Here is a 13,325-nt window from a genome sequence, read left to right on the forward strand (position 1 = left end):
GAGAGCTAATTGTCTTTAAAAAAGAGCAGTACCTAAAACGAACAAACACAGCTACTAAGCTGTGTTTGTTTAAAAGTTTGAGAAGCGGAACGGATTAACGTTCGACTTTTGGTGAGTAAATCGAGTAAGCGGTGATTTGCCCTGCCACGATTGCAGAGAACATGAATAACGCCGACAAACCAATACTAGGAATAGGCAGAATCGACTGTTCAAACACCGATTGGCTGGCACTTACTAATACTCGGCTACCCGGAACCAAGATGATGATCCCTTGCACGATATAAATAGAGCCCGTGAGCTCCATCTTCTTGGCAATCCAAGTCCCGTACAAAGTAATAAGAACCGTCGTAACCCAAGTACCGACAACCCAACCACTATCAAAACCTAGATAGAACGGGCCCCACATACCGAGAACCGCTACTGGTAAACCAAGTAAGATGTCTTTAGGTCGCGCATTGAACATCACACCGATAGAAACAGAGATCAGCACCAAGCCAGATATGTGCATCCACATCGGTACCGCATTGGTATAGTCGATGGAGACCGCTTGTCCCCATATCGCTTCACCGATGTTGAGCCCCATGATAATCCCTACAAACAGCTTAATCAGGGTTAAGGCGCTCTGCCCTAGCAAGCTGGTACCAGAAACCAAGTCATTAAACGCCAAACATTCTAGTGCGTTGGCTATGGATAACCCGGGGACAAACAAGACGATCGAGGCGATACACAACGCCCACACTGGTATCGGCAACCCTGTGCTCGCCAAAAACGCTACAAAGATACCCGTTAACAATGCCGAGATGAATTCAACTGCGATAGCGCGACGTGAATGAAGGACTTGCTGACAGACCCAAACCATCAAACCCAATAACGCAGAAAAACCCACCGCTTCCAACGTACTGCCCACCAGCATCAAATACGCAGGCGGAATCCCCATATTGGCTAGTGCAGTCACAAATTTAGAGTAACCGACAGGCTCTGGTACAGGCTCACTGCTCGGTTGGTTAATACGAATGATCGTATTGGCCAACAAACTCAGGTTAATTGAAGCAGGCTTTAGACGCTTTAGAATCACAGCGTTGTTATCGTCTGGAAACTGATAATTAATCGCGGTTGGCGTTGCTTGGATCATCACATCCACACCATGCTTTTTAGCATAATATTGTGTATATTTTTCAAGCTTATACGGAGCGCAACCACTGCGGTGAAGAGTATCACCAATTTCAACAATTTTGTTAATTCGGAACTGAGAAGGCATGGGTATTTTAGGGGAGACAAAATGTGCGGCAAATGTACCAAACGATAGACGGATTGACGAGGCTTTTGCGTAAATTATCAACTCAACTCGTTACTTTTTTCTTCGAACGCTTAAAGGTGCGTATAACTCTACTCATTTGGGATTAGTTTCCTGAATACTTCGACTGGTTGGTAAGTTAAATTTATGCATCCATATTGTTATTAATGGACGCCAAAACACGATTAAAAATCAGTTTATGTTAACACTCCAAATTCCTTAATTTGTATGGGTTTTATGACAAGCTAACACCAATAAACTGGTTTATAAATCAAACCGAATTTGTCACAGAAATAGCGGGGGATTTTCCATTGTTTCTCGCCCTCCGTTTAACGAGAGTTTAGTCACATTTTATTCACTCTGAAAACGCCGAACATGATTGAAAAACTAGCGGTGTGGTGGTTATGCGAGCACTTAGAATAAAAATGAAAGAAAAAGGTTTCGTTTTCAGTTAGATGTGGCATTATCAATCTCGTTAAGACGATGTGCGTACATCGTATAATGGCTATTACCTCAGCCTTCCAAGCTGATGATGCGGGTTCGATTCCCGCTGTACGCTCCAGTCTTCTTGATGCCTCAGTCTTACTCTTAAGACAGTGTGCGTGCATCGTATAATGGCTATTACCTCAGCCTTCCAAGCTGATGATGCGGGTTCGATTCCCGCTGCACGCTCCAACTTCTCCTTAAGCTCCATGACATGCTTTCTTCCAGCGATACCCTATTCAAAAACTTTCTCCGTTCGATAAATCCATAGTCATTAAATCTATACTGATTAAACTAATTTGGTTTAAGCTTAGATTGACGAATCAACGCTAAGTAACCAACCAAAGCTATTAACTCCTTAAATCGCTTCGTATTTCTGACACCTATCCAAATCACACATTGCAGTTCAGCTTTTAATGATTTTCAAAATTGTTCCAATTTAATAATCTTGGTCAATATCCGAAAAAACAGTTGTGTTAATGTGCGCGCATTAGCAACAACCCATAAATAATAAAAAATGTTTAAAAGCAATGAGTTAACAATTAATATCGATGCAATTAATGTCGCACTGTCAAAAGTAGAAAATGCGAACAAAATTCAGCTAGATACATTGAAAGGTTATGTGAACAGCGAGCCTGAACAGGCTGTACTAGCTTTTCGATCGCTGAATGAAGCAGAATCAATCGACGACAAGTTTAAAAAGATCATGGCAGAGCTACCGCACCTGAGCGGCGAAGCACACCACCTGCTTGAAACTTCTATCTTGCTACAGTGATTCTAACTACAGATAAGCCTCAGCCAATACAAGTTAGTTCATGTATTCCTGAACAGGTTGAGACTTATCTTTAACTGGTCACAATGTTTAACCAATGACTTAGCGGTCACACAAAGCTGTGCTGATAGGTTGAAATGAGTTGGTGATGTAACGCCCTCGTATTACTCCCAGAAGTTCCACCACTTTTTGCTGTTTTCTTCACGCTGCTGTTGGCCTTTCTCTGACCCTTTTCCTTCTTCTTTACGCTCTTGTTCCGCTTTCTTGTCTTTCTGCTTTTCTAATCCCGACTTTTCTTCGTCATTATCTATATCATCTTCAAGCTTTTCTTTACTCTCTTCGAGAGCTTCTTTCTCGTCTTCCAAATCGTCGAGTTCTTTATCTAGTTTCTGCTTATCTTTTTTGTTCTTACTTTTTTTCGCTTTCTTATTTTTCTCTTCGATCATTGAATCAAGCTGCTTCTCACGATCATCAATTTCGCCTTCAACTTTTTTAGCCTCAGCGAGCGTTTTCACTTCTTCTAAATCGGGCTTACCTTTACCAGCCCACTCAGGTTTAGCAGCAATGCTGTGGGTCGACCACGTTATTAAAACACCCGTTACTGCAAGTACTAGAACTGTCTTATTCATCCTTAAACTCCTATTCCTATAGTCTTTTAAAGCTAATACCTAAATAGTACTAAAACAAGGTAGCCATACCTAGCACTCATCCCTTTGAACTAGATATGGCTTGTGTATCACCTTATAGCGTTAACGACTTCACCATACCCGCTTCAGCGTGACCAGGAATATTGCACGCGAACTCTACGTTATTATCACCATGGAAATGCCACAGCAATTGCTTCGCTTTGCCCGGCTTAACTGTAACTGTGCTGCCCGAGTCATGAGCGTGATTACCCATGTTTTTCATCATTTCACGGTGCTCTAATTGCTCTGAAGCAGAACCAATCGAGAATTCGTGATCAATCTTGCCTGTGTTCATCACAACAAACTGCACCACGTCGTTCTGCTCAATATCAACCTTGTTCTTAAATGTGATTTTCATATCGTCACTTAACAGAACATGAACCACTTTATCCGGCTTTGCGCCTGTCGCAGGCATACCCACTTCAGACATGCCTTCCATATTCATCATCGAATGGTCCATCTTTCCATCCTTCATCATGCTGTGATCCATTTTTGAATGATCCATCTCTCCACTCTTCATCATCGAGTGATCCATATTTGAGTGGTCCATTTCGGCAAAAGCCGTTGCAGTAGTTAACGTCAGTGCAATCGCAATAAGTGTCTTTTTCATGATCGTTCCTTAGATTAGTTCAGTTATTTATTTGTTAGTTTCACATGTTCATGTGGTACGCCCTTACCCACTCTGTATTGGTCAGTAAGGGCTAATAATCAATACGTTATTTGTTTGTCTCGTTTTGGCTATGCGTAATCTCACGCTGTTTCCAGAGCTTAAAGATTGCAGGCAAAACCAGTAGGGTAAGCAACAGTGCCGACGCCATTCCGCCTATCATCGGCGCGGCAATTCGCTGCATCACTTCAGAGCCCGTTCCCTCGCCATACATAATTGGAATGAGGCCAATGATCACCGTAAGTACTGTCATCATCACTGGGCGAACACGCAGTCCTGCACCCTCACGAATCGCATCCGTTAAGTCTTCACTCTGAAGTGCTTGCTGGTTCTGCTCCGCATCCAATTTTTTGTAGTGCCATGCTTGGTTTAGGTAGACCAACATAATGACGCCTATCTCAACAGCTACCCCGGCAAGGGCGATAAAGCCTACACCCACCGCAATCGAGAAGTTGTAATTGAGGACATGCATCAGCCATAGGCCACCAACCATCGCGAGTGGCAATGTCAGCATAATCATCATCACCTCACCAACACGGCGGAAGCTGAGGTAGAGCAGTAACATGATGATGGCGATGGTAATTGGCACAACGACACTTAAACGTTCTTTGGCGCGCTCCATGTATTCGTATTGACCAGACCATGCCAGTGAATATCCGGCAGGCAAGACGATTTGATCTGTAACGACTTTTTGCGCCTCTGCCACATAAGAACCAAGGTCGCGACCTTCGATGTCAACGAACACCCAGCCATTAGGACGCGCGTTCTCCGTCTTAATCATTGGTGGCCCATCTTCATAGCGAATATCCGCGACATCAGACAAAGCAATTCGCGCTCCATTTGGTGTCACTAACGGCAGGTTCTGCAGCTTAACGACAGAATCACGATAGCTTTGTGGATAACGGACATTGATTGGGTAACGCTCTAGCCCCTCAACGGTTTCGCCCACGTTCATACCGCCAACTGCGGTCGAAATAACCTGCTGAACCTCTTTGATGCTTAATCCGTAACGAGCAGCAGAGCGGCGCTTGATGTCTATCGTGACATAGCGACCACCAGCCACACGTTCTGCATACACAGAAGCCGTACCGCTAACACCATTTAAGATAGGTTCGAGCTGAGAGCCAATGTCCTCTATAACACTCAGATCTGGCCCTGCTATTTTGATTCCGATTGGCGTTTTAATACCGGTCGCTAACATGTCGATCCGAGTCTTGATTGGCATAACCCATGCGTTAGTCAAACCCGGGAACTGAATCAGATCATCGAACTCTTTGCGTAGTGACTCCGTAGTGACACCGTCACGCCACTCATCTCGCGGTTTAAGCTGAATCACGGTTTCAATCATGGTTAACGGTGCAGGGTCGGTTGCTGTCTCTGCTCGACCAATTTTGCCCCACGTGGTTTCGACTTCTGGAATGGTTTTGATGAGCTTGTTGGTTTGTTGCAACAACTCACGAGCCTTACCTATTGAGATGCCCGGATACGTAGTTGGCATGTACATCAAATCCCCTTCGTCCAAAGGAGGGATGAACTCGCTGCCAAGCTTACTGGTTGGGTAATAAGCAGACGCCATTAAGCCAAGTGCGATAACAATCATAACCTTTGGATATTTTAGGCTGAGGTTCAGAAGCGGCTTGTACATCGCCACTAGGCTTCGGTTGACTGGGTTTTTGTGTTCAGGCAACACGTTACCGCGAATGAAGTAACCCATTAGCACAGGCACAAGCGTGATAGCCAAACCGGCTGCAGCGGCCATTGCATACGTCTTGGTAAACGCAAGTGGCGAGAACATCTTGCCCTCTTGCCCTTCTAGCGCGAACACAGGCACAAAACTCAAGGTAATGATAATCAGGGAGAAGAACAGCGGTGCGCCGACTTCTTCTGCTGCCTTACCAATCACCTGCCAACGGTTTTTGTCAGTGAGCGGAGTCCGTTCAATGTGTTTATGAACGTTCTCGATCATCACGATGGCACCATCCACCATGGCGCCAATCGCAATCGCTATACCGCCAAGAGACATGATATTGGCGTTAATACCCTGCCAATGCATCACAATGAATGCGCCTAAGATACCGACAGGTAAGCTTAATGCGATAACCAACGACGAGCGGATATGGAACAAGAACAGCGCACACACCACGGCGACCACGATGAACTCTTCAGCCAGCTTCTTCCAGAGGTTTTCAACGGCTGAATCAATCAAAGTAGAGCGGTCATAAGTCGCGACAATCTCGACACCATCAGGTAAGCCAGCTTGCAGTTCAGCGAGCTTGGATTTCACTGAGTCGATCACTTCACTGGCATTTTCACCAAAGCGCATCACGATAACGCCGCCAACCGCCTCGCCCTCACCGTTGAGCTCAGAGATACCACGACGCATTTGCGGTCCAAGGTTGATGTCAGCAATGTCACCTAATAGCAACGGAGTACCTTTGTCGGTCACTTTTAGCGGCAGAGATTGAATGTCTTCGATGCTTGTCAGGTAACCGGTGGTACGAACCATATGTTCGGCTTCCGCAGTCTCAACAACAGACGCTCCTGTTTCTTGATTACCATCTTGGATTGCCTTGTTGACTTGCTGAAGCGTTAGGTCGTAAGCACGTAACTTGGCAGGATCAATCTGTACTTGGTACTGCTTCACCATGCCACCAACGGTCGCCACTTCAGACACGCCTTCTACAGTTTGCAATTCATACTTCAAGAACCAATCTTGCAAACTACGAAGTTCCGCTAAGTCGTGCTGACCGGTTTTATCTTGCAACACGTAGCTGTAAACCCAGCCCACACCGGTTGCATCGGGTCCTAGTGTTGGCTTGGCACTCGATGGCAAGTTAGGTGCAACTTGGCTTAAGTACTCCAACACTCGTGAACGCGCCCAGTACATATCGGTATCGTCATTGAAGATGATATATACATAGGAATCACCAAAGAACGAGTAGCCACGAACTGTTTCAGCACCCGGTACAGCTAACATGGCGGTGGTCAATGGATAGGTCACCTGATCCTCGACCACTTGTGGTGCTTGCCCCGGATAGCTTGTTTTGATGATCACCTGAACATCTGACAAATCAGGAATGGCATCGACAGGTGTATTTTTAACGCTGTATAAGCCGCCAAATACGATGGCGACAGTGGCAACCAGCACTAAGAAGCGGTTGCTAATAGACCAGCGAATGATTGCATTGATCATAGTTCGCCCTCACCCGTGCTATTCGTCGGTTCGAGAGATTTGAGCACATAATCAGAACCTTTCTTCGCCACTAGAAACCGAATGGTTTGACCCTCGGTAAACTCAGATAAATCAAGGTCATCACTGGCTTGGAAATTCATTTCACCCGCTTTCCAATTCCACTCAGGGACTGGCTGATGTTTTACGGTGATCATGCCAAAATCTGCCATCAACATAGTGATGTCACCTGTTACCCAAACTTCGCCAGCGATCTTGTGTTTGTTGACCTTGTAATCAACAACCTCGTATTGCCCTGACTCTGTCTTTCTCATCTCAAAATCAATCGCCTTACCACGTTGCACGTCACTCATGTCCAAGCCTTCCGCAAAGGTGAAATTCATCACCATGCCAGGCCAATCCCATTCAGGAACAGGCTGATGGTTAATCGTCACCATGCGACTGCCTTTCATAACATCGGAAATTTCACCGTTTGCCCATACGGTTTCAGCTTCTTCCTCAACACCATTGATGCGTGACAGATCAGCAGATTGGCTCGATTCAGAATCCAACATGAAGTGCGCAGAAGTGACAATGTTTTCGCCTTGCTCTAGCCCTTGAAGCACCTCTATTTTTTCGCCAGCTTCACGACCAACCTCAATACGAGCAGAGCGATACTTGCCAGAACCTTTTGACATCACCACTCGAGTCATACCACCGGAGTGAATCACCGAAGATCTTGGGATAGTAAGAACTGCTTCATCACTGATGGGTTTCAGCGCAATATTGGCAAACATATTTGGCTTAAGCTCGCCATTTGGATTGGAGAACTTCAAACGAACGCGCAAAGTTCGAGTTTTTGGGTCAAGGATTGGGTAAACGTAATCAACATTACCCACCCACTCTTTGCCGGGAATAGCATCTAGCGTCATCACCGCATTGCTGCCTGACGAGATCCAGTGCGCTTGACGCTCAAACACCTCAGCATCAACCCATACTTCGCCTAGTGGGCCTGCACTGATCACCGCTTGTGCCGGTGAAAGGTAACCACCTTCTCGGATATTCAGACTTGCAATGACACCATCGGCTGGCGCTTTAATTTCAATGGTTTGCGAAGCTTTACCTTGGCGCGTAATAGCGCGGATTTGCGTCTTATCAACACCCAAGGTAATCAAGCGTTCAGTCGAGCCCTTAACCAAACCTTTACGACCCGTTTTATAAGCACTGATCAACTCTTCTTGTGCTTTAACAAGCTCTGGAGAATAGAGTGTGAAAAGCACATCACCTTTGTTTACCTTCTCACCCACTGCGTTGATGTAAAGCTTCTCAACCCAACCAGCTGCTCTTACGTTGGTTTGCCACAATGTACTTTCATCGAACGCCACATAACCCACGGTTTCAATCCGAGGAGATAGCGCTTCGAACTTAACTTTCGCTGTTTTGACACCCAGATTATTTTCTACCGACGAATCAATGAACACGGTACCGGGCTCATCTTTAACACCACTTGAGTCATCCGCGTAAACAGGGATTAAATCCATCCCCATAGGTGACTGACCCGGCTTGTCTCGCTGATAATTTGGATCCATCGGAGCCACCCAATACAGAGGTTCATCCTTGGCCTGTTTACTTACATCTGCGCCTGTACTCGTTGCCATTGCTGACATGTTATGTGCTGACCCAACGACAAAGTGATTCACACTAAAACCCAATGCCCCACCGACCAATAAAGCGATAGTCGCTACTTTTACTATATTCATTGTCTATTCCCTTATTGATTGACTGTGTGTTTAGTTGCGCTTGAGTTGAGTTGTGGTTGGTTTACTTGGTATTCAAAGCCACTGACTAACGCCGCCAGTTTGCTGTTAACGATGTTGAGATCGGTGATCAAACGTTGTTGCTCTAACTTAAGCGCCAGCTCATCGGTCGTTGCTAAAATGACATCGTTAAACTGAGCGGTATTGTTTTGATAGCCCCTCTCAACCGCACTGATTCGTGCTGCGGTTTGAGGAAGCAAAGACGTTTGATAGCGATCTAATCGCTGGATCAGATTTGATCTGTCCACCAGCAATGCGTTCACTTGCGCGTTCATTTGGGAAAGTAAGGTGTCTTTTTGAGATTTAGCCGCACCAACTTGATACTGAGCAGCCGATAAGTTTTTATCTTGTCGGTTCCCTGTAAACAGCGGGATGTCGACTGTCAGATAAGCACTCACAAGATCAGAAGCTGGTTCACCCGCCATGTTATTGGCTTGACGGTGTGCATACATCACTTCCACCCCAAACTGCGGGGTATAAGCTTGCTCGGCTAACTCAACCTGAGTTTGATTGGAGGAAATACTGACATCGGAGATCTTAACCAAAGGATGGTCAGTCAGTAGCTGGTAGTGCTTAGTTGAATCGATATTGGTCGCTAATTTGCTTTCCAACAACGACCAATCGATTTGGTTAGTTGCACTCAGTGTTCCCTGAGAATCAAGAACCTGAGAGCCTAGCCAATCAGAACCCAACCATTCAGAAAGCTGAGAGATTAAACGGCGCTGAACCTGCTGGTTTGCCTGTAGTTTCTCATCAAGCTTGCTCACTTGAAGCTGAGCATTAAGCAGATCTTGCGCTTCACTTTTACCAATCGAGTAATTGGTTTGTACATAGTTTTCAAGCTCAACCAACAAACGACGATTTTGACGAATCACCGACTCAGCCTTTTGCTGATAACCTAACTCAAGCCAAAGCTGCGTCATGCTATTTGCAACCGTCAATTCTCTTGCTTGTACCTGCAAAGCTAAAGCATCTGCCTGTTGGCCTGCCTTTTTCTGTTGGAGGTTAAGCGTATCGCCACGCTCAAACTGCTGCATCAGCCCTACCGATATATTGGTCATCGGATCTTCGTCGAATTGAAAGCTATCGACAGGCAAACCGCCAAATCCAACTTTCAATTTCGGGTCCATTAAGGTCGAGCTGGCAATGCCCGTTTCTCGCATCGCTTGAGACTGAGCAAAGTACTGTTTGCGATTTCCATCTTCGCTTAAAGCAATCTCAATCAGTGTATTGAGTTGCTGCGTCGAGCTTGCTTGGTCATGTGCTGAAATGTGTTGAGCATTTGAAGCTGACGCCGTGGTAGCTGCGAGCGTAGCACTTGAAAACAAGGCCAGAGGCAAGACAGCAGCAACCACTAAGCTCGTGTTCATGACAAACACAGAGGTTGTTGGTTTCATATTCACAATGAATGTCCATATCTAGCGCTAATTAGCGCATAAAAAAGAATGGCTTATCAGGTTTATCTAACTGATAGAGCTGTATTTTTAGATATAGATTTATGCGGAAGGTGGGCGTAGCAAAGATTGAGCGCGTGCGACTTTCTGGCCAATCGTGATCGATTGAAAACGAGCTAATGAAAAGGAAAGTTGATCAACGGCTTGAACAGCCTGAATTGGATAGGGACTTGCAGAACACATTGAGGCACAGCAATCGGCACTCGAACAATGGTTACCCATCATCGAGCTACCGTCTTCGCTCATTGAAGACATATCGAATTGAGCCATCAAAGCATGGGCACTCATGTTAGAGTCTTCAGCGTGTACTTCTTCACTCATCACATGACACCCTACCATTGATTCATTAACCGAAGTATCGCTGTGGTAACAAGCCGACTTGCTCGACCCCATTTCCATCATCATTACTTCAGTCATCAAGGCTGAGGAGCTTGAGGCATAGCTAGACATCAACATCGCAATGATGCTGAAAACAATAATCCAAGTTTTTCGGAATGTGTTTGTCATAGTTTACCTTTGAATTTACAACGCAACTATAAACGTTCCCCTTAGGGTAAGGTCAATGCCATTGTGCCGATATTTACCTGACCGTTGAAAAAGTATTCATCCTCTCTTTCATCAAAACGAGATAATTCTTCGACTTTGCAGTTTTTTCTTTAAAAATTATCCAATTAGCTAGCGAAACCTCTATCTGTGTATTTTACTTAAGACAGTGCAACCACGATTCACGGATGATAAAAATGGCTAACAAAAAAAACGTCAAAGCAAACAAGAAAAATACAGAAATCAAAAATAAGAAAAGTAACGAGCTAGAACAAAAGAAACCAACACAAAAAAAGAAGCGCAGACTGCATTCACATCTAAAAGTGAATATCCCACTTTTTCAGTCACTCATGATGATTTTGCCATCATTGGCTAAACACGCTGCTGCGGAGAGTATAGACAATTCCAGCGACGCTGCAGATCAAGTAACCGCAAATAACGTGACCGAAAAAGATGTCACCGATGACCATAACAAGGCGGACTCATCAGCGGTTGCTCTCCAAGAAGCTCAGACGAGTGACAGCGACGTAAACTCCACCTTAAATGCAAGTCATGCCCCCCATGGTTCGAGCTCTCACTTGGTTCCTTCTCATCATTTGTCGACGCTTTCTCACCCGCAAGTTCATTACATTCCTTCGGTATCGATGCCTACTATCTCCTCAGGGAGTAACGGTCAACCGACTCATTCGAATGCGCCTACGACGCCCGCTTTACCCGTCACCTTTATGCCAGAAGTCATAAAAGGTACGTACGGAGAGCTTCATGTTGCTGCAAATGGTCAATACACATTCGTATTGAATCCAAATTCTCCTCAATACATCCTGCTAAATCAGCACCAACCAGGTACTGACCATTTTGCGTTACATCTATCTAATGGCGCGAGCATCATTGTTCAAGTACCGGTAACAGGTAAGCAAGACACGCCAAATATTTCTGGAGACTTAACAGGTGTAGTAACAGAAGATCACAATATTGATTCACAAGGCTTGTTACATGCCAACGGCAAAATCGATGTCATAGACCCTGACCAAAATGAAAGTTCGGTTACACCGGAAGTTATCTCAGGTAAATATGGTTCATTAACTATCGATGCTGATGGACATTGGCAGTATCAAGTTGATAACTCGCTCTCTAATGTTCAAGCTTTAACCGCAGCCACTTCATTGCACGAAAGCTTCACTATTCACACCAAAGATGGCACTCCACAAACCATTGATATGACGATCGGCGGGAACGACGACAACGCCGTTATCACAGGTGTGGATGCAGGCACGTTAACTGAAGATTTGACGACACAAGTTCAAGGGCAGCTTTCGGTAACAGATTCAGATCTTGGAGAAGATCATTTTCAGGCATCACAAGTAACTAGCAATTTCGGCACGCTAAGCATCACCAAAGACGGTGCGTGGATATACAATTTAGACAACAATAACCCAGTAGTTCAAAGACTTGGCCAAGGTTCAACTGCGACAGACATCGTCACTGTTCACTCAGCTGATGGTACAGCGCATCAAGTTATGGTTACGATCAATGGCACCAACGACCATGCAGTAATCACGAGTAGTACAGCAAATTCACCAAGTTCGTTTTTCGCTATCGGGACAAGTAATGGCTCAAGCCAAGTTACTGAAGATAAAGATCTAACGGTTTCGGGCCAACTCAACATCACCGATATCGACTCAAAAGAGGCGCATTTTTCTAATTCCGACCTCAAGGGGACACTGGGTACTTTACACCTTAAAGACAATGGCGATTGGAGCTACGACCTAGATAATAAAAACCCAAAAGTACAGGCTCTTGGTCAAGGCTCTGCGACAACAGACATCATAACCATCCACTCCGCCGACGGCACTCCTCATCAAATTGTAATTACCGTTAACGGCACCAATGATAAAGCCGTGATAAGCGGAACCAGTGCCGGCGTGGTAACCGAAGAGTCCCAACTTCAGACCTCGGGCATACTGACTGTTACGGATGTGGATACCGGTGAAGCGCACTTCGCTACTTCATCCACAGGAAGTACCGATATTGCAGGCTCGTTTGGTACGCTTCATCTGACCGATACTGGTTCTTGGACGTACGATCTTGATAACACTAACCCGACCGTTCAAGCATTAGGTAAAGGCTCGACAGCTACTGATACCATCACCGTTCATTCTGCTGATGGCACGCCGCATCAAGTGACTATCACAGTAAATGGCACTAATGACGCAGCTACTGTCAGCAGTGCGACCGTTGCTATCGATGAGACAGACAAAGTGGTAACGACATCAGGAACATTGACTAGTACCGATGTTGATAATCCAGATAATACCTTCACGCCGGATTCTATTTCAGGCACCAACGGTGACCTGACTATTGATACTAATGGTCATTGGGTCTTCACCGCCAACAGTGCGTTTAACCAATCAAACGTCGGCGATAAAGTCGAAGAGACCTT

At 45.3% G+C, this 13,325-nt stretch carries 9 protein-coding genes and 2 tRNA genes; 4 read left to right on the forward strand and 7 right to left on the reverse strand.

Translation table 11 applies throughout. The features are described 5' to 3' along the window. Nucleotides 1–94 precede the first annotated feature (94 nt). Nucleotides 95–1,258 (reverse strand): threonine/serine exporter family protein, encoded by a 1,164-nt coding sequence (locus tag H5300_RS16610; protein WP_017058966.1) that lies wholly within the window; start codon nt 1,256–1,258, stop codon nt 95–97. Nucleotides 1,259–1,781: 523 nt separating this feature from the next. Between H5300_RS16610 and H5300_RS16615 the strand changes: the two genes are divergently transcribed. The 3 genes from H5300_RS16615 (at nt 1,782) to H5300_RS16625 (ending at nt 2,552) form a co-directional block, all read left to right on the forward strand. Further along, nucleotides 1,782–1,856, forward strand: a tRNA-Gly gene (locus tag H5300_RS16615). A gap of 38 nt (nt 1,857–1,894) precedes the next feature. Further along, nucleotides 1,895–1,969, forward strand: a tRNA-Gly gene (locus H5300_RS16620). Nucleotides 1,970–2,294: 325 nt separating this feature from the next. Beyond that, nucleotides 2,295–2,552 (forward strand): hypothetical protein, encoded by a 258-nt coding sequence (locus H5300_RS16625; RefSeq protein ID WP_017078262.1) that lies wholly within the window; start codon nt 2,295–2,297, stop codon nt 2,550–2,552. Between the two features lie 161 nt (nt 2,553–2,713). Here H5300_RS16625 and H5300_RS16630 read toward each other — a convergent pair whose 3' ends face one another. The 6 genes from H5300_RS16630 to H5300_RS16655 all read right to left on the reverse strand — a co-directional run bounded on the left by H5300_RS16630 (nt 2,714) and on the right by H5300_RS16655 (nt 10,849). Beyond that, complete coding sequence (locus tag H5300_RS16630; RefSeq protein ID WP_182796460.1) at nt 2,714–3,178, reverse strand: hypothetical protein; 465 nt, start codon at nt 3,176–3,178, stop codon at nt 2,714–2,716. Nucleotides 3,179–3,290: 112 nt separating this feature from the next. After that, a complete protein-coding gene (locus H5300_RS16635) occupies nt 3,291–3,845 on the reverse strand; it encodes a cupredoxin family protein (protein ID WP_182796461.1) in 555 nt (184 codons plus the stop codon). Between the two features lie 106 nt (nt 3,846–3,951). Next, nucleotides 3,952–7,095: an efflux RND transporter permease subunit gene (locus tag H5300_RS16640; protein WP_182796462.1), complete on the reverse strand. Its 3,144-nt coding sequence runs from the start codon at nt 7,093–7,095 to the stop codon at nt 3,952–3,954. Continuing rightward, complete coding sequence (locus H5300_RS16645) at nt 7,092–8,831, reverse strand: efflux RND transporter periplasmic adaptor subunit (RefSeq protein WP_182796463.1); 1,740 nt, start codon at nt 8,829–8,831, stop codon at nt 7,092–7,094. The genes H5300_RS16640 and H5300_RS16645 overlap by 4 nt, the downstream gene beginning before the upstream one ends. A gap of 11 nt (nt 8,832–8,842) precedes the next feature. Then, nucleotides 8,843–10,285 carry a TolC family protein gene (locus tag H5300_RS16650; RefSeq protein ID WP_182796465.1) on the reverse strand — a complete coding sequence of 481 codons (1,443 nt, stop codon included), beginning with the start codon at nt 10,283–10,285 and terminating at the stop codon, nt 8,843–8,845. A gap of 99 nt (nt 10,286–10,384) precedes the next feature. Continuing rightward, nucleotides 10,385–10,849: a hypothetical protein gene (locus H5300_RS16655; RefSeq protein WP_182796464.1), complete on the reverse strand. Its 465-nt coding sequence runs from the start codon at nt 10,847–10,849 to the stop codon at nt 10,385–10,387. A gap of 233 nt (nt 10,850–11,082) precedes the next feature. Here H5300_RS16655 and H5300_RS16660 point away from each other — a divergent pair. Next, nucleotides 11,083–13,325 (forward strand): VCBS domain-containing protein (locus H5300_RS16660; RefSeq protein ID WP_220503517.1); only part of this gene is annotated, 2,243 nt, incomplete at its 3' end.

Source organism: Vibrio sp. SG41-7 (genome assembly GCF_014164465.1).
GTDB lineage: Bacteria > Pseudomonadota > Gammaproteobacteria > Enterobacterales > Vibrionaceae > Vibrio > Vibrio splendidus.